The 22,230-nt window shown below is 62.5% G+C and carries 14 protein-coding genes and 1 pseudogene; 7 read left to right on the forward strand and 8 right to left on the reverse strand.

Going from position 1 to position 22,230, the window contains the following annotated elements; genetic code table 11:
- Position 1: 1 nt before the first annotated feature.
- From mmsB to AB4O40_RS01250, 6 genes and pseudogenes are all read right to left on the reverse strand, one after another.
- A complete protein-coding gene (gene mmsB / locus AB4O40_RS01225; RefSeq protein ID WP_223541620.1) occupies positions 2-892 on the reverse strand; it encodes a 3-hydroxyisobutyrate dehydrogenase in 891 nt (296 codons plus the stop codon).
- A gap of 88 nt (positions 893-980) precedes the next feature.
- A pseudogene (locus AB4O40_RS01230) lies at positions 981-2,488 on the reverse strand (CoA-acylating methylmalonate-semialdehyde dehydrogenase).
- Between the two features lie 103 nt (positions 2,489-2,591).
- Complete coding sequence (locus AB4O40_RS01235; protein WP_056722765.1) at positions 2,592-4,295, reverse strand: AMP-binding protein; 1,704 nt, start codon at positions 4,293-4,295, stop codon at positions 2,592-2,594.
- A 288-nt stretch (positions 4,296-4,583) separates the two neighbouring features.
- Positions 4,584-5,834, reverse strand: coding sequence for an OprD family porin (locus AB4O40_RS01240; protein WP_056722763.1), 1,251 nt, complete (start codon positions 5,832-5,834; stop codon positions 4,584-4,586).
- A gap of 173 nt (positions 5,835-6,007) precedes the next feature.
- A complete protein-coding gene (locus tag AB4O40_RS01245; protein ID WP_056722761.1) occupies positions 6,008-7,657 on the reverse strand; it encodes a cation acetate symporter in 1,650 nt (549 codons plus the stop codon).
- Positions 7,654-7,983 (reverse strand): DUF485 domain-containing protein, encoded by a 330-nt coding sequence (locus AB4O40_RS01250; protein ID WP_056722759.1) that lies wholly within the window; start codon positions 7,981-7,983, stop codon positions 7,654-7,656. Before AB4O40_RS01250 ends, AB4O40_RS01245 begins: the two co-directional genes overlap by 4 nt.
- Before the next feature lie 388 nt (positions 7,984-8,371).
- On the opposite strand from AB4O40_RS01250, the gene AB4O40_RS01255 reads away from it, so the two are divergent.
- From AB4O40_RS01255 to AB4O40_RS01270, 4 genes are all read left to right on the forward strand, one after another.
- Positions 8,372-9,322, forward strand: a complete 951-nt coding sequence (locus AB4O40_RS01255; protein ID WP_201783876.1) for a LysR family transcriptional regulator — start codon at positions 8,372-8,374, stop codon at positions 9,320-9,322.
- A gap of 399 nt (positions 9,323-9,721) precedes the next feature.
- On the forward strand, positions 9,722-11,059 hold the full coding sequence (locus AB4O40_RS01260; protein ID WP_414913271.1) for an MFS transporter: 1,338 nt from the start codon (positions 9,722-9,724) through the stop codon (positions 11,057-11,059).
- Between the two features lie 25 nt (positions 11,060-11,084).
- On the forward strand, positions 11,085-12,347 hold the full coding sequence (locus AB4O40_RS01265) for a gallate dioxygenase (RefSeq protein ID WP_460056561.1): 1,263 nt from the start codon (positions 11,085-11,087) through the stop codon (positions 12,345-12,347).
- A gap of 126 nt (positions 12,348-12,473) precedes the next feature.
- The gene (locus AB4O40_RS01270; RefSeq protein WP_460056558.1) at positions 12,474-13,721 is read left to right on the forward strand and encodes an OprD family porin; all 1,248 of its coding nucleotides are present in this window, start codon (positions 12,474-12,476) and stop codon (positions 13,719-13,721) included.
- A 34-nt stretch (positions 13,722-13,755) separates the two neighbouring features.
- Here the strand turns inward: AB4O40_RS01270 and AB4O40_RS01275 are convergent, their stop codons facing one another.
- Entirely contained in the window at positions 13,756-14,964 is a 1,209-nt protein-coding gene (locus tag AB4O40_RS01275) for a LysR family transcriptional regulator (protein ID WP_414913748.1), read from the reverse strand.
- Positions 14,965-15,121: 157 nt separating this feature from the next.
- Here AB4O40_RS01275 and galB point away from each other — a divergent pair, with 157 nt between their 5' ends.
- From galB to AB4O40_RS01290, 3 genes are read left to right on the forward strand one after another with little or no spacing between them, the layout of a single operon-like run.
- On the forward strand, positions 15,122-15,856 hold the full coding sequence (galB, locus tag AB4O40_RS01280) for a 4-oxalmesaconate hydratase (protein WP_414913749.1): 735 nt from the start codon (positions 15,122-15,124) through the stop codon (positions 15,854-15,856).
- The gene (locus tag AB4O40_RS01285; RefSeq protein WP_414913750.1) at positions 15,853-16,569 is read left to right on the forward strand and encodes a 4-carboxy-4-hydroxy-2-oxoadipate aldolase/oxaloacetate decarboxylase; all 717 of its coding nucleotides are present in this window, start codon (positions 15,853-15,855) and stop codon (positions 16,567-16,569) included. Before galB ends, AB4O40_RS01285 begins: the two co-directional genes overlap by 4 nt.
- Positions 16,570-16,571: 2 nt before the next feature.
- A complete protein-coding gene (locus AB4O40_RS01290) occupies positions 16,572-17,660 on the forward strand; it encodes a 4-oxalomesaconate tautomerase (RefSeq protein WP_460056553.1) in 1,089 nt (362 codons plus the stop codon).
- A 195-nt stretch (positions 17,661-17,855) separates the two neighbouring features.
- Here AB4O40_RS01290 and AB4O40_RS01295 read toward each other — a convergent pair whose 3' ends face one another.
- On the reverse strand, positions 17,856-22,091 hold the full coding sequence (locus AB4O40_RS01295) for a DUF5801 repeats-in-toxin domain-containing protein (RefSeq protein WP_460056550.1): 4,236 nt from the start codon (positions 22,089-22,091) through the stop codon (positions 17,856-17,858).
- Between the last annotated feature and the right edge of the window lie 139 nt (positions 22,092-22,230).

Consider the following 22,230-nt stretch of genomic DNA (forward strand, 5'->3'; position numbering starts at 1 on the left):
CTCAGGCTTCCCCGCGGAACAGGTTGATGATGGCGGAGAAGTCCAGGCCGCCGTTACCTTGCAGGCTGAAGGTCTGGTACAGCTGCTGGGCTACGGCACCGAGCGCCACCGGTTGACGCGCGTGCCTGGCCGCTTCGGTGGCCAGGCCCAGATCCTTGAGCATCAGGTCGCTGCCAAATCCGCCGCTGTAGCCGCGTGAGGCCGGCGCGTTTTCCAGTACGCCCGGGAACGGGTTGTTGACCTCCGAGCTCCAGCAGCGACCGCTGGAGGTATTGATGATCCCGGCCAGTACCTTGGCGTCCATCCCGAGGGATACACCCAGGGCCATGGCTTCGGCGACGCCGACCATGGAGATGCCAAGCAGCATGTTGTTGGCGATCTTGGCCACCTGGCCGTTGCCTGCCGCGCCGCAGTGCACGATGTTCTTGCCCATGGCCGAGAGGATCGGCAGGGCCTGGTCGAACACACTGTCCGGGCCGCCGACCATAAAGGTCAGGGTGCCTGCCGCGGCGCCGCCGGTGCCGCCGGAAACCGGTGCGTCGAGCATTGGGTTGCCTTGGGCAAGGGCGTACTTGGCCACCTCGCGGGTGCTCAGCGGGTCGATCGTCGAACTGTCGATCAGCAACACGCCTGGACCGATATTGGCCAGCAGGCCGTCCTTGCCGCGATAGACCTGCTTCACGTGGTCGGCGGTCGGCAGCATGGTGATGATCACCTCAACCCCGGCCTTGGCCACGGCGGCGGGCGAGTCGGCGGCGCGGGCGCCGGCCTCCACCAGGGCGGCGACTGCCTGGGGGAAGGGATCGAAGACGGTCAGGCTGTGGCCAGCCTTGAGCAGGTTGCGGGCCATTGGGCCGCCCATGTTGCCGAGGCCGAGAAATCCGATATGCATGTTGGCTACCTTTTACGATAGGGGGGCAGTGGCGCAGGAAATCCTGCACGCTTGTCGTCGGCCGACGCCGGGCGCCGGCCGGCCAAGGTCATTTCAGGGTGATGGTGGTGTTCACCGCGCCGCCGGTGTCGTCCTCGTCGAACCAGCGCTGGGTGATCGTCTTGGTCTGGGTGTAGAAGGTCACCACTTGCTTGCCATAGGGACCCAGGTCGCCCAGCTTGGAGGCGCGCGAACCGGAGAAGGAGAACAGCGGGACCGGTACCGGGATCGGCACGTTGATGCCGACCTGGCCGACGTCGATCTCTTCCTGGAAGTGACGCGCGGCAGCGCCGGAACGGGTGAACAGGGCAGTGCCGTTGCCGTTCGGGTTGGCATTGATGATCTCGATCGCCTCGTCCAGGTTGGCGGCGTGCATGACGCACAACACCGGGCCGAAGATCTCTTCGCGGTACACGGACATTTGCGCGGTGACGCCGGAGAAAATGGTCGGGCCGACGAAGTTGCCGTCCTGGTAGCCCGGCACGCTCGGGTTGCGTCCGTCCAGTTCGAGCCCGGCGCCTTCTTCGACGCCGCTGGCGATCAGGCCGTTGACGCGGTCCAGGGCGGCGCAGGAAATCACCGGGCCGATGTCGGTGCCCGGCTCGGTGCCGCCATTGATCTTGAGGGTCTTGGTCCGTTCGATCAGGTCCGGCAGCCAGGTTTGCGCTTCACCCACGAGGATCACCACCGGCAGGGCCATGCAGCGCTGGCCGGCGGCGCCGAAGGAGGCGCCCAGCAGGTTGTTGAGAGTCTGCTGTTTGTTGGCATCGGGCAGGACGATGGCGTGGTTCTTCGCGCCCATCATGCACTGCGCGCGCTTGCCGTTCTGGGTGGCGCGGTTGTAGACGTGGGTGCCGACCTTGGTCGAGCCGACGAAGGACACGGCCTTGATGTCCGGGTGGTCGCAGATCAGGTTCACCGCGTCGACGCCGCCGTGGATGACGTTGAGCACGCCCTTGGGTACACCGGCCTCCAGCGCCAGTTCCACCAGGCGCATGGTCACCAGCGGGTCCTGCTCGGACGGCTTGAGGACGAAGGTGTTGCCGGTGGCAATGGCCATCGGGAACATCCACAACGGGATCATCGCCGGGAAGTTGAACGGGGTGATGCCGGCGCACACTCCAGGGGTTGCAGCAGGGTGTAGGTGTCGACGCCGTTGGCCACGTTGTTGGCCAGTTCGCCCATCTGCAGGTTACCGATGCTGGCGGCGTGCTCGACCACTTCGAGGCCGCGGAACACGTCACCTTCGGCATCCGGCAGGGTCTTGCCTTGCTCGGCGGTCAGCAGGGCGGCCAGTTCCTTGATGTTCTCGCGGATCAGTTGCTGGTACTTGAGGAAGACACGGGCACGGGCACCGATCGGGGTCTTGCGCCAGGTCTTGAAAGCTTGTTTGGCGCTGGCAACGGCGGCGTTCATTTCCTCTGCGGTGGCGAAGGGGACGCGGGCCAGAACTTCCTGGGTAGCCGGGTTGACCACGTCGCGCCACTGGGTGCTGCGCGATTCGACGAACTCGCCGTTGATCAGAAGCTTGACGCTGGGAATGATGGAAGAGGTCATTTACGGGTCCTGTCTGCTTTCTTTAGGTCGAATGAGGCCCCTCGGCGTGGTTGGCCGAGCGGTCGGGTTTAGGTCAGGAAGGGCCGGCGTGCCGGCCCGGGGTTCAGCCCTTGAGTTGCGGGAAGTCTTCTTCGAAGTATTCCCGCGGGCCACGTGCGTCGCTCTGGCGGCGCTGCATTTCCATTTGCCGCAGTTCCACCCGGCGGATCTTTCCGGAGATGGTCTTGGGCAGCTCGTTGACAAATTCGATGCGCCGTACCCGCTTGTAGGGCGCCAGGTGCTCGCGGGCGAACGCGAAGATGCTGCCGGCCAGTTCGTGGCTGCCCTGGGCTTCATGGGCCAGGATCAGATAGGCCTTGGGCACTGCCAGGCGCACCGGGTCGGGGCTTGGCACCACGGCCACTTCCATCACCGCCGGGTGCTCGATCAGCGCGCTTTCCAGCTCGAAGGGGCTGATGCGGTAGTCGGAAGCCTTGAACACGTCGTCGGCACGGCCGACGAAGGTGATGTAGCCCTCTTCGTCGATCTGCGCGGTGTCGCCGGTGCGGTAGTAGCCGTCGCGCATCACTTCGGCGGTCTTTTCCGGGCTGTCCTCGTAGCACAGCATCAGGCCGAGCGGACGCACGTCCAGCGGCAGGGCCACCTCGCCTTCGTTGCCCGGCACGCCATCAGGGTCGAGCATGGTCACCCGGTAGCCTGGCAGCGGGCGGCCCATGGACCCCGGCTTGAGCCGCTGGCCAGGCGTGTTGCCGACCAGGGCGGTGGTTTCCGACTGACCGAAGCCGTCGCGCAGCAACAGGCCCCAGGCATGCAGGATCTGCTCGATGATCTCCGGGTTGAGCGGCTCACCGGCGCCCACCAGTTCACGCAGTTTCAAGCGCTCCTTGTAACTGGCCAGGTCTTCCTGGATCAGCATGCGCCACACGGTTGGCGGCGCGCACAGGCTGGTAACGCCGTAGCGTTCCAGCACGCCGAGCAGGGCGGGCGCGCTGAAGCGTGCGGTGTTGTGGATGAAGATGCAGGCACCGGCATTCCAGGGTGCGAAGAGGCAACTCCAGGCGTGCTTGGCCCAGCCCGGGGACGAAATGTTCAGGTGCAGGTCGCCCGGCTGCAGACCGATCCAGTACATGGTCGAGAGGTGGCCGACCGGGTAACTCTGGTGACTGTGCAGCACCATCTTCGGCTTGGAGGTGGTGCCGGAGGTGAAGTACAGCAGCATCGGGTCGGTGGCCAGCGTGCGGCCCTCGGTTTCGAACTGCTCGGAATGTTCGCTGGCGGCGCTGTGCGGGGTCCAGCCGGCGGGTGACGGACCGACGCAGATGCGGCTGCAGCCTTCACCCAGCCCGACGAACTTGTCGACATGGGCGCTACCGACCACCAGGTGGGAAACATGACCACGCTCGATGCGGTCGCGCAGGTCTTCGGGGGTCAGCAGGGCGGTGGCGGGAATGACCACGGCGCCGAGCTTGAAGGCGGCCAGCATGGTTTCCCACAGGGCCACGTCGTTACCGAGCATCAGCAGGATGCGTTCGCCGCGGCGCACGCCCAGGGCGCGCAGGTGATTGGCCACCTGGTTGGAGCGCGCGGCCAGTTGCTGGAAGCTGTAGCGTTGTTCGCTGCCGTCCTCTTCGACGATCCACAGGGCATTGGCCTGGTTGCCCTCGGCCATGGCGTCAAAGTAATCCAGCGCCCAATTGAATTCGCTCAGCTGCGGCCAGCGGAAGTCACGCACGGCGGTGGCGTAGTCGGTACGGTGGGCCAGCAGGAAGTCGCGAGCGGCCAGGAAGGGTTGGCAGTTGTTGTTCATTGCAGTCTCCCGAGACGCGCGCGAGTACCTGAAAGTGGGGAGACAACGGCAAGCAAGAATGGCTTCACGGTGGGTGCCCTGTTTATTTTTATTGGGACTGACCTGGTTCATGACCAGGCGGTTGAATCGAGTATAGGCAGGCATAAATCAAATAAGAATGCTCAAAAAGTCCCGTGCGTTGTGCAAAAAAGCACAGGCTTGCGGCATCCCCGATGCGCCAGGAATGCACAAGGCGGGCGCTGCCCGCACCGTCAAACGATGCAAGCAGCGCCCGCCTTGTGCGGGGGCTTACCAGAGCGCCAGGGTATAGCTGAGGATCAGGCGGTTCTCGTTGAGATCGTTACCGAAGTGGGCGCTGCGCACCGTAGCGTTGCGCCACTTCAGACCAACGTTTTTCAGCGGGCCGCTCTGCACTACGTAGCCGACGTCGGTGTCGCGCTCCCATTCGCGGCCGTCGGGCTTGCCGGCGCCCAGATCGATGCTGTCGCCGGACAGGTAGCGGGTCATGAAGGTCAGGCCGGGAATGCCCAGCGCCGCGAAGTTGTAGTCGTAGCGCGCCTGCCAGGAACGCTCGTCCTTGTTGGCGAAATCGTTGATCTGCACGAAGTTGACCAGGAAGGCATCGCTGCCATTGACGTAGGCAAAGCCGGTGTCGCCGCTCATGCGTTGGTAGCCCAGACCCAAGGCATGGCCGCCGAGGGAATAGGTGAACATGGCGCCAAAGGCGTTGTTGTCGATGTTGCTGTTGCCGTCGTCGGTGGAGCGGGCGTAGCGCAGGTCGCTCTTGAGCGTCTGGCCTGCGCCCAGCGGCAGCACGTGGACCAGACTGAACTGGTGCTGGTGGTAGAAGTCGTCCAGGCCGCCATAGTTGTAGCCGGTGTTCAGCCGGTCGCTCCACTGGTAGGCAAGGCCGGCGAAATTGAAGGCGTCGCTGCGGGCCTGGCCACTGACAATGCCCTTGGCGCCGGTGGTGGTGATCGACATTTTTTCGTAGTTTGAGGAGTCGCGCTGGTTGACCCGATCCACGCGCCCGGCATCGACGCTCAGGCCTTTGATCTCCTGGACGTTCAACTGGCCACCGCGAAATGTTTGTGGCAGCAGGCGCGAGTCATTGGCCAGCAGTACCGGCAACTTCGGGGTCAGGGTGCCGAGCTTGAGCACGCTGTTGGACGCTTTGAACTTGGCCGTCAGGCCCAGTTCGCCATACTCGTCCTTGGCACGCTTGGGCGGCTCGTTATCGCGTTTGAGCAGGCCGGAGCCGGAGCGATCGGGACTGGAGTCGAGCTTGACGCCGAGCTGGCCAAGGGCATCGACACCGACGCCGATCATGCCGTCGGTATAACCGGATTCGTAGCGCAGCAGGAAACCCTGGGCCCATTCTTCTTGCTTGGACTGGGCGGCATTTGCCTGGCGGAAGTCGCGGTTGAAGTAGAAGTTGCGCGTTTCCAGCCTGGCCGTGCTGTCTGCGAAGAAGTCGGCGTGAGCCTGTGCGGCGAGACCGGTGCCGGCCAGGAACAGGGTGAGGGTGGTGGGTTTCATGGGTTGCCTTTTGTTGTTTTTGTTGTCGACGAGCCGCTCCCGCGCCGTTTGGAGTTGGCGAGGGAAGGGCGCTTTTGGGGTGTCCTGCGCCGAGCGGCGCAGGTCGGGCGTAAAAAAGCGCGAAGCAAAGGAGCGGACTCGCGCTCGGGGTGTCAGCCCCGGAAAAAGCAGCGTCAGTGACTGCTGGCCATGGCAGCTCCAAGGCCGGTCTGGGCACGGACGAACTGGTCGGCATAGGCGGCGCGTTCGCGGTCGGCGCGTTCGCTGCGGTCCAGCCTGGAAGCGACCACTATGACCAGGAAGGCCAGTGGCATGGAGAACAGCGCTGGCTGGTCGTAAGGGAAGAGCGCCTGGGCATGCCCCAGTACACCGACCCACACCGACGGCGAACCGATCACCAGGGCCAGTGCGCTGATCAGGCCGGTCAGGCCGCCATAGAGGGCGCCGCGGGTGGTCAGGCCGCCCCAGTACATGGCCATGATCAGTACCGGGAAATTCGCCGAGGCGGCGATGCCGAACGTCAGGCCGACCAGGAAGGCGATGTTCTGGCCCTCGAACAGAATGCCGAGGGCAATCGCAACGATGCCCAGGCAGATGGTGGCGATGCGCGACACGCGCATTTCCTTCTTCTCGTCGGCGCAGCCCTTCTTCAATACCGACGCGTAAAGGTCATGGGAGATGGCCGAGGCACCGGCCAGGGCCAGGCCGGCCACCACGGCGAGAATGGTGGCGAAAGCCACGGCAGAGAGGAAACCGAGAAACAGGTTGCCGCCCACCGCCTTCGCCAGGTGCATGGCCACCATATTGCCGCCGCCAATCATGGCCCCGCCGATCTTGCCATCGACGTAGAACTGAGGATCCGTGCCGACGATGACGATGGCGGTATAGCCCAGGACGCAGACCACCAGGAAGAAGAAACCGATGAACACCGTGGCGAACAGTACGGATTTACGCGCCTCCTTGGCATTGGGCACAGTGAAGAAGCGCATCAGGATGTGCGGCAGGCCGGCAATGCCGAAGACCAGTCCAAGGGATAGGGACACCGCGTTGATCGGGTCGGCCAGCAAGGTGCCCGGGCCCATGATCTGCACGCCGCTGGCATGCGCGGCCACCGCCTGGGCGGCCAGGTTCTCGAAGCTGAAGTCGAAGCGACTCAGGGCCATCAGCACCAGGGTGGTGCCGCCCGCCAGGAGCAGGACCGCCTTGGTGATCTGTACCCATGTGGTGGCGAGCATGCCGCCGAAGATCACGTAGACCAGCATCAACAGTCCGACTACCACCACCGCCGTGCGGTAGTCGAGACCGAACAGCAGTTTGATCAGTTGACCGGCGCCGACCATTTGCACCACCAGATAGCAGCAGACCACGGTCAGCGATCCGAGGGCGGCGAAGCTGCGCACGCGGGTTTGATCGAGGCGGTAGGAGACGATGTCGGCGAAGGTGTAGCGCCCCAGGTTGCGCAAGCGCTCGGCCATCAGGAAGGTGACGATGGGCCAGCCGACGAAGAAGCCGATGATGTAGACGAAACCGTCGTAGCCCTTGGCGAATACCAGGCTCGACAGGCCCAGCAGAGTGGCCGCCGACATGTAGTCACCGGCGATGGCCAGGCCATTCTGGAAGCCGGTGATACCGCCACCGGCGCTATAGAAATCGGCGGCGGAACGGGTGCGTCGTGCCGCCCACCAGGTGATCAGCAGGGTGGCCAGGACGAAGACGAAAAACATGCCGATGGCGTGCAAGTTGAGTGGTTGCTTCTGCGCAATGATGGGCTCGGCATGGGCCAGTACAGGGCTGAGGGCGAGCAGGGCGGACAGGCGTTTCATGCGCGGGACTCCTGCAGGATCTGCGAACTGAGTACGTCGAAGCGGGTGTTGGCGCTGTGCACGTACCAGGCGGTGAGTAGCCAGGACAACAGGATGATCGTCACGCCGATTGGCATGCCGAGGCTGAGGTGACTGCCGTCGTACAGCGGCAGGTGCAGCCAGGCAGGGGCGAAAGCCACCACCATGATGAAGCTGTAGTAGATGGCCAGTACCGCGCCGCTCAGTGACCAGGCCAGCAGTGCACGCTGGCGCGCCAGGCGCTGGAACTTTGGGTTGGCCCTGACCAGTGCACAGGTCAGGACGTGGTTCGGATGGTCGGTCGTCATGGTGAGGCTCCGCATTTCTAGTTGTTTTTGTTGTTCGGCCTTTTGAGGGGCGTACGGGTACCCGGGCAGCGACCCGATGCGGGACGCCGCCTGAATGCTGATGTGCTGGAGTTATTGCCGCCCGGTTGACCTTGCGGTGCAGAGAGGGCGGTGCAGGAGGGCGGGCCCACGGCAGACGAGAATCGTGGCCGCGATTGCGCTGTTGCGCAGCTGCTTGTGTCCGGCGTGAAAGCCGGTTTTTATCCATGCGTTCATGCTGTCAGCCCTCGATATTTATTATTGGGGTGGGGGGCTTTCCTGGCCCGAAAACGACGCTGGCCAAGCTGGGTGAGATGCGAGTATATAAGTGCATATTTCCCATATGTATTGGCAGAAAAGCCCGATGGATATGCAAAAACGCACAACGCAGCCCCCACTGAACTGGGACGACTTGCGCTTCTTCCTCGAAGTTGCCCGTGCTCGCACCGCCAGCGGTGCGGCCCGCCGCCTGGGAGTGGACTACACCACGGTGTCACGGCGCATCCGCGCCCTGGAGCAGTGCCTGGGCGCCCTGCTGTTCGAGAAATCGCGGACTTCCGGTTTTGTCCTGACCGTGGAGGGGCAGCGTCTGGTCGGCCACGCCGAATCCCTGGAAAGTACGCTGCTGGTAGCCTGCGAGCAGGTTTTCGGCACCACGGGGGGGCTCTCCGGGCATCTGCGCATCGGCTGTACCGAAGCCTTCGGGACCTGTTTCATCACTGCGCAGATGAGTCACTTCCTCGAGCACTATCCGAATATTTCGGTGGACATTTTGCCGGTCCCGCATTTCATCAACCTGTCACGGCGCGAGGCGGACATCGCCATCACCCTGGAACGCCCCGAGCGCGGTCCCTATGTGTGCTCGCGATTGTGCGACTACCGCCTGCGCCTGTATGCGACGCCGGAGTACCTGGCCAATCATCCGCCGATCGGCTGTCGCGAGGACCTGGCCGGCCACTCGTTCGTAACCTATGTCGAGGACCTGGCCTTCAGCTTCAAGCTGCTCTACCTGAACGACCTGATGCCCGGCGCCAACAGCCGCCTGCGCAGCACCAGCGTGGTCGCCCATTACCACGCAGCCCTGGAAGGGCGGGCGCTGGCCATCCTGCCTTGCTTCCTCGCCGGCCCCGATCCCCGCCTGTGCGAAGTGCTGCCGGGTGAAGTGGAGGTCACGCGGCAGTTCTGGATGTATTACAGCGAGGACCTGCGCAAGCTGAAGCGGGTCACCCTGGTGGCCGAGTACCTGCGCGCTTGCGCGGAACTGAATCGTCCGCTGCTGATGGGCGAGTCACGTGTGATGGGCTATCTACCGTCACCTTGAGGGGCGACGCATTTCACCTCTCGCCGAAGTTTCTCGAAATGGTGCCCAACTCCGTGTGTTGATGCACGCGCACGAATGGCCAGTCCGTGCCCCCTATACAGTTTCCGGCAGTGAACGCCTCCACCTTGAGGTTGTGAGGCAAGCGAGATTGCCAGTCGAGATGGCAGTTCGTGTGCATTCGGCAATGACCTAAGCCTTGAAGCCACGCCGTTTGGCCGCGCAATGACGCGCTGAAAATCACCAGATAAGAAAAACAGATACCCGCTTAAGGATTTCCCAGAGGCGGCGCAGACAGCTGCGGCTTTAAAGTCACGGCCAGCGTTCGGCTGTCGGGCAGTCTCTGGCCTGCACCGATCTTCAGGCCGTTCGGTATCTCTACAAAAACAAGAAGGTGAAAACATGAGTCACGAGACAGTCGACATCAAGGCGTGGATCGACAACCGACCGGTTGCCGGGTACCAGTGGCTCATCATGAGCCTGTGTTTCTTTATTGTTTTATTCGATGGGCTGGATGTGGCGGTCATGGGCTTTATCGCGCCTTCACTGATTCAGGAGTGGGGGCTGTCCAAAGCGGCGTTTGGTCCGGTCATGAGTGCCGGGATGGTCGGCCTGGCCATCGGTGCCCTGACCGCTGGCCCTTACGCTGACCGTGTGGGGCGCAAGAAAGTACTGTTGTTGGCGGTGACGGGGTTCAGCGTGTTGAGCCTGGCGTGTGCGTTTGCGCGTAACCCTTATGAGCTGGCGGCCTTGCGGCTATTGACCGGTGTGGCACTGGGCGCCGCGATGCCCAACACCACCACACTGCTGGCCGAATACCTGCCGGAGCGCAATCGCTCGCTGTTCATCACCATCATGTTTACCGGCTTCAACATGGGATCGGGGCTGGGCGGCTTATTGGCAGCCTGGTTGATTCCCCTGTATGGCTGGAAATCGGTGTTGCTGGCCGGCGGGATTCTGCCAATGGTGTTGTTGCCTTTCCTCTGGTTGTTTCTGCCTGAATCCGCACGTTTCCTGGCAGCGCGCAATGCACCTGCCGCGCAGATCGCCAAAGTACTGAACAAGCTTGGGGGCAAATTCACGGCCGCCACAAACTTCACCCTTGCCGAACCCCAGGCCCAGCACAAGGCGCCGGTGCGCATGCTGTTCACCGAGCGTTATCGGGCCGGAACCCTGGCGCTCTGGCTGACCTATTTCATGGGCCTGCTGGTGATCTACCTGACCATGGGCTGGATGCCGACCCTGTTGCGTGAAGGCGGTCTGTCCATCGAACGGGCGGCCACCATCACCGGCCTGTTCCAGATCGGCGGGACAGTCGGGGCGATCGTGGTGGGCTGGATCATGGACCGACGCAATCCGAACGGCGTGATCGCCACCTCCTATGCGTTAGGTGGCGTGTTCATTCTGCTGCTGGGGGCTTTTAGCCTGGAGTCGAGCCTGCTGGCGCTTGGCGTGATCGCCGCCGGTTTCTGCATGAGCGGCGCGCAGACGGGCCTCAACGCGTTTGCCCCGGGTTATTACCCGACGGATTTCCGTGCAACGGGCGTGAGCTGGATGCTCGGCATCGGTCGTTTCGGCGGTATCTTTGGCTCTCTCATCGGTGGTGCGGTGCTCAGTCTCGGGTTGGGCCTGCCGTTGCTGTTCGCCCTGTTGAGCGTGCCTGCCTTCATCGCCGCACTGGCGATCCTGGCCAACGGTCATGCACGGCGTCGGGTCAACCGGGCCCTGCTGGCGCAATAATCTTTTTCGAACACAGGAACTCGTCATGGCACGCATCATCGGTGGCCTCGCTGTATCCCATACACCTACCATCGGCTTCGCCGTCGATCACGATAAACAGAATGAAGCGGCGTGGGCGCCGATTTTCGAAGGCTTCGAACCGATCAAGGTGTGGTTGAAGGAGCAACAGCCGGATGTGCTGTTCTACATCTTCAACGACCATGTGACGTCGTTCTTCTTCGACCACTATGGTGCGTTCTCCCTGGGCGTCGATGAGCGTTACGAGGTCGCCGACGAAGGCGGCAATCCACGCTCGCTGCCCGCAGTGGGTGGGCACGCCGCGCTGTCGCGACACATTGGGCAAAGCCTGATGGCCGATGAGTTCGACATGAGTTTCTTCCGCGACAAGCCGCTGGACCACGGGTTTTTCTCGCCGATGTCGGCGCTGTTGCCCTGTGATCCGGCGTGGCCGGTGCAAATCGTGCCTCTGCAGGTGGGGGTGTTGCAGTTCCCGATCCCCAGTGCGTTGCGCTGCTATAAATTGGGCCAGGCCCTGCGTCGCGCGATTGAAAGCTATCCCGAAGACTTGAAGGTGGCCATTGTCGCCACCGGCGGTGTGTCCCATCAGGTGCACGGCGAGCGCTGCGGCTTCAACAACCCGCAATGGGATGAGCAGTTCATCGATCTGCTGGTCAATGACCCGCTGCGCCTGACCGAGCTGACCCACGCCGAGTACGCCACTCTTGGCGGGATGGAAGGCTCGGAGGTCATCACCTGGTTGATCATGCGCGGCGCGTTGTCGGCCACGGTGAAGAATCTGCATCAGGACTATTACCTGCCATCGATGACCGGTATCGCGACCCTGTTGCTGGAAAACCAGGATCGGCAGCTGCCTGCCGACGTCAACGCACGCCACTTGCAGCATATGCAGCACCAGTTGGCCGGCATCGAAAAAATCGAGGGCACCTATCCGTTCACCCTGGAGCGCAGCGCCAAGGGTTATCGCCTGAACAAGTTCCTGCATCGCATGATCGAGCCGCAATGGCGCCAGCGGTTTCTCGAAGCGTCGCAAGCGTTGTTCGATGAAGGCGGCCTTAGCGAAGAGGAACGCGATCTGTTGCGCCGCCGTGACTGGCGCGGGCTGATCCAGTACGGCGCGATCTTCTTTGTGCTGGAGAAACTCGCGGCGGTACTCGGGATTCCGAACTTGCAGGTCTACGCCGCCATGCGTGGACAGAGCCTGGAGGAGTTCATGAAAACCCGGAACCAGCAGGTGCTCTACTCGGTGGCGGGCAAAGGCCCGCGCTGATCACCGGCGGTTAGTGCGGCGGCTCGTTCCGGGCCGCTATCCATTCTTTTTCTTCTTGATCCTGCTGTGCCCGGTGATTGCGGGCGCAGGGCATTCCTTTACCCAAAAAACCGGAAAACAATAACAATGAAAACCGCCGTTAATCATCGAATCGTCTGTTCGTTGGCAGCTATCTGCGCACTACCGCTGCAGGCGTCCGCTGCCGGCTTCATTGAAGATGCCAGCGCCAACCTGAACCTGCGCAACTTCTACATCAACCGCAACTTCACCAACCCGGCCTATCCGCAAAGCAAGGCCGAGGAGTGGACCCAGAACTTCATTCTCGACTTCCGCTCCGGCTTTACCCAAGGCCCGGTGGGCTTCGGGGTGGATGCGCTGGGGCTCTACTCGGTCAAGCTCGATGGCGGCAAGGGCACCGGCGGCACGCAGCTGTTGCCGATCCATGGCGATGGGCGTCCCGCCGATGATTTCGGTCGCCTGGCGGTGGCCGGGAAAATGAAAGCGAGCAAGACCGAACTGAAGGTCGGGGAGTGGATGCCGGTGCTGCCGATCCTGCGTTCCGACGACGGTCGTTCGTTGCCGCAGACCTTCCAGGGCGCTCAGGTGACCTCCACCGAAATCAGCGGCCTGACGCTCTACGGTGGCCAGTTCCGCCAGAACAGTCCGCGTAACGATGCGAGCATGGAAGACATGTTCATGAACGGCAAAGCGGCGTTCACCTCGGACCGTTTCAACTTCGGTGGCGGCGAATATGCCTTTAACGAAAAACGCACCCAGGTCGGTGTCTGGTACGCGGAACTCAGCGACATTTACCAGCAGCAGTATTTCAACCTGAGCCACAGCCAGCCCATCGGCGACTGGACCCTGGGCGCCAACCTCGGCTACTTCATCGGCAAGGACGACGGCAGTGCCCTGGCCGGCGACCTCGACAACAAAACCGCGTTTGCCTTGCTTTCGGCCAAATACGGCGGCAACACTTTCTATGTGGGCCTGCAGAAACTCAGTGGCGACGATGTCTGGATGCGCGTCAACGGCACCAGCGGCGGCACCCTGGCCAACGACAGCTACAACAGCAGCTACGACAATGCCCGGGAGAAATCCTGGCAAGTGCGCCACGACTACAACTTCGTCGCCCTTGGCGTCCCCGGCCTGACCCTGATGAACCGCTACATCAGCGGCGATAACGTGCACACCGGGACCATCACCGACGGCACGGAGTGGGGTCGCGAATCGGAACTGGCCTACACGGTGCAGAGCGGTCCGCTGAAAAGCCTCAACCTCAAATGGCGCAACTCGAGTATTCGCAAGAGCTTCAGCACCAATGAGTTCGATGAGAACCGGGTGATCGTCAGCTATCCGATCAGCTTGTTGTAAGCGCAGATCAAACGATCGCAGCCTGCGGCAGCTCCTACGGGGCTGCCTGTTCGCGGATCACCCGGCGAATCATGTCCATCAGGGCCAGGGCCACCGGGGAGTGCAGGCAGCCATTGCGATAAGTCAGACCGATAGCCCGGGTGGTCTGGTTCAGCTCCAGGGGCAGGATGCACAGCTCGCCCGAGGCGATCTCCTGTTCCAGTTGATGGGCGGACACGGCGGCGAGCATGTCTGAACGCAACAACAGGCCGCGGATGATTGCCATGTCGCCGCTTTCTACGACAGGCCGGGGCGGCGCAATGCCGAACCGGGTGAAACACTCATCGAGCATTTGCCGGGCGGGCGAGCCGGCGCGAGGCAGCACCCACCGGGCGACGCCCAGTTCATCGTGCGGCACGGCTGTCGAACAGAGCGGGTGACCGCGCCGCGCCAACACCACCATGTCTTCCGTGAGCAGCGCTTCGCCGACCAGGTCGCTGGCGTAGGCCTCCGGGCGCAAGGCACCAAAGACGAAATCGACATCACCGGCACGCAGCTCTGTCGCCAGTAGATCAAACGGACTTTCGTTGGTGATCACCTGGATGCCCGGGTGTTCGGCCATCATGCGCACCATGGCTTCGGGCAATATTCGGGTGCGGCCCAGGGGCAGGGCGCCGACCTGCACCACACCTTGCAAGGTGCCGCGCAGAGCGGTGATGTCGGTCTCGATATGGCGCAACTCGTTCAGCGCCCGGCGGATCGGAAAGAGGATTTCATGGCTGGCGCGGGTTGGCTGCAACCCGCGAGGCGTGCGTTCGAACAGCGGTTGGCCGCAGCGGCTTTCCATCACCTTGATGGTCGAACTGATGGCCGGCTGGCTCAGGCCGAGCAGGCTGGCGACGGTCTGCATGTGGCGGGTTTCGCAGAGTTTGACGAACACTTGCAGGCGCCGGGTCTGGAACAGATACAGCGGTTCGACCGCACGTTTATCCGCGCCATCGAGCAGTCGCGGCACACTGTCCAGCTCGGCCAGCACCCGACGTGCCCGAGGCAGCAGGCGATCGCCGAAATCGGTCAAGCGCATGCCGTTGGCGTGGCGTTCGAACAATGGCACATCGAGCCGTGCCTCCAGCTCGGAGATCGACCGGGTCACCACGGATTGAGCGCGAAACAGCGCCACGGAGGCCCTGGAAACACTCCCGTGATCGGCCACCCGGACGAAGGCGCGCACGTGCATCAGGCTGGGCAGTTCAGTGGATTCCATGGGGCACGGGCTCTGCAAAGGGGCATTTGAGCTGGACTATGCAGCTACCATTTCCGGATGGCAATAAAAAAAACGCATACCTCAAACACTTCAATGCATTACTCCTGGGGCGGGTCGCGATGCGATCCTCGTTCGAAACGCAGGAGGAGAATCCGCAATGATCGAGTCACCGAAAAACGCGCTGGTCGTCAGCGCCCACTCTGCCGATTTCGTCTGGCGCGCGGGCGGTGCCATCGCGCTGCATACGCAACAGGGTTATGCCGTGCACATCGTCTGCCTGTCCTTCGGTGAGCGCGGTGAGTCCGCCAAGCTGTGGCGAAAGGGCCAGATGAGCGAAGAAAAAGTCAAAGCCGCGCGGCGTGAAGAGGCCCAGGCCGCCGCAGATATCCTGGGGGCCAGCGTCGAGTTCTTCGACATCGGCGACTACCCGATGCGTGCCGACAAGGAAACCCTGTTTCGCCTGGCGGATGTGTTTCGTCGCGTCCAGCCCGAGTTCGTCCTCAGCCACTCGCAGAAAGACCCTTACAACTACGATCACCCGTTGGCCATGAACCTGACGCAAGAGGCGCGCATCATCGCCCAGGCCGAAGGCTACAGGCCGGGGGAGAAAATTGTCGGTGCGCCGCCGGTCTACAGCTTCGAGCCGCACCAGCCCGAGCAATGCGAATGGCGCCCCGATGTGTTGCTGGACATCACTTCGGTCTGGGACAGGAAGTATGCGGCCATCCAGTGCATGGCCGGTCAGGAACACCTCTGGGAGTACTACACGCGCGTCGCCCTGCAGCGCGGTGTGCAGGCCAAGCGCAACGTCGGCATCACCTCCAGCCGCGACATCATTTATGGCGAGGGCTACCAAAGTATCTTCCCCCGCGTCACGGAGAACCTGGCATGAGCGAGCTGATCGGAAAGACCGGCGTCGTCGTGCGCAACATCCCCAGGGCCGAGCAGGCCCTGGTCGATGAACTGGGGCGCTTCGGTGTCGCGACCATCCACGAGTCCCAGGGGCGAAAAGGCCTGCTGACGTCTGCGATCACACCGATTCAACGAGGGTCGGTCGTCAGCGGTTCGGTGGTCACGGTGCTGGTTGCACCGGGTGATAACTGGATGTTCCATGTGGCGGTGGAGCAGTGCCGCCCCGGCGATATCCTGGTGGTTGCCCCCAGCTCGCCGTGCACCGACGGTTACTTCGGCGACCTGCTTGCCACTTCGCTCAAGGCCCATGGCGTACGTGCCCTGGTGATCGACGCCGGCGTGCGCGATACCCACACCCTGCGCGAGATGGGCTTCCCGGTCTGGTCCCGCGCCATCAGCGCCCAAGGCACCATCAAGGAGACCCTCGGTTCGGTCAACCTGCCGCTGGTGTGTGGCGGTCAATTGGTCAACCCGGGCGACGTGGTGGTAGCCGATGACGATGGCGTGGTCATCGTGCGTCGCGGCGAAGTTGCACAGGTGGTCGAAGCCAGTCGCGCACGGGCCGACCTGGAGGAGCAGAAGGCCTTGCGCCTGGCCAAGGGCGAATTGGGGCTGGACATCTACAACATGCGCCAACGGCTCGCGGAAAAGGGCCTGCGCTACGTCGACAGCCTCGATGAGCTCGGAGACTGAGCATGGGCCAGACACGTATTCCTTGCCTCTTGATGCGCGGCGGGACCTCGAAAGGCGCGTACTTCCTGGCCAGCGACTTGCCTGAACAGCAAACGCTTCGCGACCGCGTGCTGCTGGCGGTCATGGGCTCGCCGGATGCGCGGCAGATCGATGGCATCGGTGGCGGCGACTCGCTGTCCAGCAAGGTGGCGATCATCAAACCCTCCACACGCACCGACGCCGATGTCGACTACCTGTTCGCCCAGGTACTGGTCGATGAGCCGCGGGTCGACTATGGCCAGAACTGCGGCAACATTCTCGCCGGTGTCGGGCCGTTCGCTATTGAGCGCGCACTGGTGACCGTGACGGGTGATGTTACCCCGGTGCGCATTTTCATGGAGAACACCGGGCAAATCGCGATTGCTCATGTACCGACACCGCATGGCGCTGTCAGCTATTCGGGCGACTCGCGGATAGACGGAGTGCCAGGATACGCAGCGCCGTTGATCGTGGCGTTCGAGGACGTCGCCGGCTCCAGTTGCGGAGCATTGCTACCCACCGGCAACGTTGTGGATCTGTTCGATGGCGTTGAAGTCACCTGCGTCGACAACGGCATGCCCGTGGTGCTGATCCGGGCCGAAGACCTCGGTCTGGGCGGCGATGAGAGTCCGGCACAACTGGATGCCGATACTGAGTTGAAGGCCCGCCTCGAATCGATCCGCCTGCAAGCCGGCCCGCGCATGAACCTGGGCGACGTGAGCCAGCGCAATGTGCCCAAGATGTGCCTGATTGCACCGGCACAAGCGGGCGGGGCACTCAGCACGCGGACGTTCATTCCGCACCGATGCCACACCAGCATCGGCGTGTTCGGAGCGGTCAGTGTGGCTGTTGCCTGCCTGATCGAGGGCAGTGTGGCGGCGAGGGTGGCGAGTGTCGTTGACGGCGAAATCAAGCAACTCTCGGTTGAACACCCAACGGGAGAGTTCACCGTAGAGTTGCGTCTGGACAATGATCGTTTGCTGAGTTGCGGCCTGATGAGAACTGCCCGATTGTTATTCGATGGGGTCGTATGTATTTCGCGGACGCTATGGCCGGGCAATCAGGGTTGTTGAACGTTTTGTTCCAGACCATCGGGCCGGCGCCGCAGATTCGATGCTCGATGTGCCCTGTACAAGCCGGGCCAGTGTGAACGCAACACCACGGCAACTGCGTTAGCGGATGCGATCATGCGAATCTCGTATCGGACCGCAAAAAGAATGCGAGGGTGGTTTCCTAGGCCTCCCTCGCATCTGTTCACGCGCAAAGCCTCAAGCACTGCCAAAAAAGATATCGGTACTCTCGACATGGGCCCCGACCACGGTGATGGTCGTTGTTTGTCCGCCAGTCTCGGCAACCGTCACGACGCCGTCTGCACCGGTGTTATCGATCGATTGGACAACGGCGTTCGGGTCGCCGTTGAGCACCAGCTTGTCTTGCACGCCTGAACCCGTATCGAAGCCGGTGACCTGGTACAGGTTTTCATTGACTGACAGATCGATGTTGAACGCATCCTGCTCACCGATCGTGCCCACCAGTGTGAAGTCGAAGGGGGCGTTGGCCGGGTCGTTGGCGAACAGGTTGGCGTCAAATGTACTGGTCGCCGAGTCCCCATCCTTGTCCGTCAGCGTCGCGCTGAACGCCAGCTGGACATCGCTGGCCAGACTCTCGCTCTGCTGAATGAACTGGATCACCGGGATCTTGATATCGCCCCGGCCCATCGTCAGCTGAACGGCGTCGATCAGTGACGCACCCGCCTTCTCGACGAGGAAGGACACCTGTCCGCCAGCCTCCGGCGTCAGGGTGTTCACCTCGACGCGGTCCGAAAACGTGCCATCGGCGTAGTAGATCCTGTAGTACAGGTCTTCGGTCGCCGTGTTGTAACCCGCCACGGAGTTGTCGATGAAGACCTTCATGCCCGTCAGCAGGGTCTCTGGATTGATCACGAAGCTTTCATCGGCGGCGCTGATGGCCGCCAGGTTATCGCCCTGGAAGACGTTGTTGCCGACGCCGATGCCGGACGTGCTGACGTTCATGGATGCAGGGTCGATGTACGACGGCAGGGGGTTGGTCTGTAGCGCGGCTTCGGTGGGGTCGGGGGCTCCGAGCCCGATGCCGCTGAGGATGTCCGCGGTCGAGGCCAGCGCCTTCGCGGAAAAGAACACGATCTCCTCGGATGTCGAAGGAATAGCCGGGTCATTCGTCTGAGGAATCAACAAGGTGCGCACCGGATCCGGGCCGCCGGCAGCGAGCGAGCCGTCGGCACTGCTGAGCACGATCGTCGAACTGAAGCCCTGCACCAGATCCAGTGCATAGTGACCATCGGCATAGGCGGTCAACGTGTAGTCGACGGTAGTATTTGCCGTTGCAGCGTTGTTGTCGAAATCACCGGTCAAGGTTCCCGTGAACTGGTACGCGCCATTGGCGTCCGGTGATGGCGTCTGCTCGGTGAGCGTGCCGGTCCCGGTCGTGGTCGTGTTGTCGGGCCTGACGAGGGTGAACTGATCATTGACCAACGAGATGTCCAGACCGGCCGCACCCAGCCCGTCGGCTCCCGTCGCCATATTCCAGAATCCGGATTGCGCCAGGACGCTACCGGTCCCGATCAGGTTGCCGAAACTGAGTGGCGGACCGTCATCCTTGAACACCAGGTTCTGCCCGATGTTCAGGGTTGCCAGGGCGCTGTCGCCGTCTGCGTCGGTCTTGATCGCGGTCAGCGTCACCAGGTTGTCCGAGGTCAAACTCCTCGAATCATCGGGATTGCTTGGGTCGGCATGCACCACGGCGCGGGCCTGGTCGAGCGTGACGCTGCCATTGGTGGCGACGCTGACCGTGAACACCAGCAGGTTATTGAGGGCTGTACGCCCTTCGACCACGGTGCCGTTGAGCGACAGGTTCACCGCCTGGCCCGAGGCCGTGTCGATCAACCCGGAGGCCCCGGCCACCACGCCCAGCGCGTAGGTCAGGGTGCCGGCCCCATCGGCGCCAAACGCCGAATTGAAGTTGGCAGCGAAGCTCTGGGTATCGTTGGTCGCCAGTACCGTCTCGTCCACCGTCAGCGTCGGCTCCACACCGGTGGTGGTGATGCTCGGTCCGTCGTCCTTGAACACCAGGTTCTGCCCGATGTTGAGGGTCGCCAAGGCACTGTCGCCCTCCTTGTCGGTGATGGTCGCGGTCAGCGTCACCAGGTTGTCCGAGGTCAGGCTCGTCGAGTCATCGGGATTGGTGGCGTCGGGATGCACCACGGCGCGGATCTGGTCGAGCGTGACGTTGCCATTGGCGGCCACGCTGACCGTGAACACCAGCAGGTCGCTGAGGGCCGTACGCCCTTCGACCACCGTGCCATTGAGTGACAGGTTCACCGCCTGGCCCGAGGCCGTGTCGATCAACCCGGAAGCCCCGGCTACCACGCCCAGCGCATAGGTCAGGGTGCCGGCACCATCGGCGCCAAATGCCGAATTGAAGTTGGCGGCAAAGCTCTGGGTGGCGTCGGTCGCCAGTACCGTTTCATCCACTGTCAGCGTCGGCTCCACGCCGGTGGTGGTGATGCTCGGGCCGTCGTCCTTGAACACCAGGTTCTGCCCGATGTTGAGGGTCGCCAGGGCGCTGTCGCCGTCCCCGTCGGTGATGGTCGCCGTCAGCGTTACCAGGTTGTCCGAGGTCAGGCTCGTCGAGTCATCGGGATTGGTGGCGTCGGCATGCACCACGGCGCGGATCTGGTCGAGCGTGACGTTGCCATTGGCGGCCACGCTGACCGTGAACACCAGCAGGTTGCCCGTGGCAGTGCGGCCTTCCACCACGCTGCCATTGAGCGACAGGTTCACCGCCTCGCCCGAGGCCGTGTCGATCAGCCCGGAAGCCCCGGTCACCACGCCCAGCGCATAGGTCAGGGTGCCGGCACCATCGGCGCCAAATGCCGAATTGAAGTTGGCGGCGAAGCTCTGGGTGGCGTCGGTCGTCAGTACCGTTTCGTCCACCGTCAGCGTCGGCTCCGTGCCGGTGGTGGTGATGCTCGGTCCGTCGTCTTCGAAGACCATCCGGGAGCCGATTTCAGTGGTCGTAACAGAGGCTTTTACCAGCGTGAAACCACCGATATCAAAGTCGGCGTGGTCATTGCCCTTGGCATTGACGGCGGCCCCGTTCTCCACGAGCACGCGGTTGTGATCCGACGCTGTGGTGTATTCAATCTGGTAGCCGGCTTTAACGCCGGTGATGGTTGCAACGCCTGCAGCGGTAAAGCTGATGGTGATGGCCGGATCATTCACCGAACCGTCTGAATTCTCGATCACCAGCCCGGTGCTATTGTTGACGACGCGGACATTGGTGATGGCCACCGTCGCATCATTGGCATACCCATTGATGAAATTCACACCAGGTTCAGCAGCGGTGCTGAATGCGCTGACCCTTACCACGGCGCTCTTGCCGCTTTGCAATTGCACCACGTCGAAATTGGCCGATTTCGTATTGAAGACGTCGGTAAAGTCGACGTTGGCTTCAAGGTCGGCTTCGTTCTGGTCCAGGTTGGGAACGGTCACATCCTGCCTGGCACCGGTGACGAACGAAAAGCGGATGCCCTCTTGCTCCACAATCATCTGGTTGTTGGTGCCGAAGGTGGTCGGGCCGCCCGCCTGGCTGGTATTGATCGTGTCACCAGTGTTTATGTTGACGCCGCTTGACTGGTCTGCGGGGTCCTTGCCGGTGGCGATGATCGTGGGATCGGTGATCCGCAACACACCACCGTCATCGATAACGTTCGGGTTTGCCTTCGTGAACATCAGGAACAGGTTCTGACCGGAGGGCGCATTGGCCAGGCTGAACTCCAGGTCCTCACTGGTTCCGATGAAAACCTTGTCCAGCAGATTGAGCGAATCATCGGCGTTCGTCACATCGGGATGCTTGAGCGGCTGGTATTCCACGGTCCAGAGCTTGCCGCCCGTGACCGGCGAACCGGTTTCTTCAATGTAGGCCGCAAACACGATCGCGCCGGCCGGGCCCCCGGCTCGACCCAGAACGATGTTGTTGTCGTTCGTATCGGTATAGAGAAGGATGCTGGTGCCATCGAGGGTATCGAGTCCGCTGTCCAGGCCATCGAGCGGTGCGCCTGAGCTGTCGGTGAAGCTGATATCGGTAATGCTTGCGCCGGGCGCGGCGGTGATGGTGAATGCATCGCTGCCGCTGTTGTCGGCGGCACCGGTATAGCCGCTCAAGGCCGCACCCGTTGCGGTTCCGGCCCCCAGTGCGGATAAACGGGTAGTGAAGGTCGTGGGCAGGGACGCCAGCAGAATGTCGTTGTCGTCAGCGTCCCCCGCGGGGGTTGGCGTGGCGGTGCTGTTCTGCAACCCCGCCGTTTCGTCCAGCGTAACGCTCTCGCCGGTCGCCACGACGCCCAAAGTGCTGGCGGTAATCGATGTTGTCACCAATGAGCTATTGAGGTCAGTGGTGAGGGGCTGGGTAAATAGAGCGATCGGATCGTTCGTTGACGATAGATTTTTTTTGATAGTAGCCATGATTTTCTCCAAAGCAGTTGCAGACACCAAGGCCTGACCGTGGACCTTTTTCTGGTACATGCCACAACTATGGATAAACGCCGGACGATATACATCGGCCGATACTCCCAGGCGGGCTGGGAGATTCAGACTACCGGGA

This window comes from Pseudomonas sp. S2_F07 (assembly GCF_054668325.1).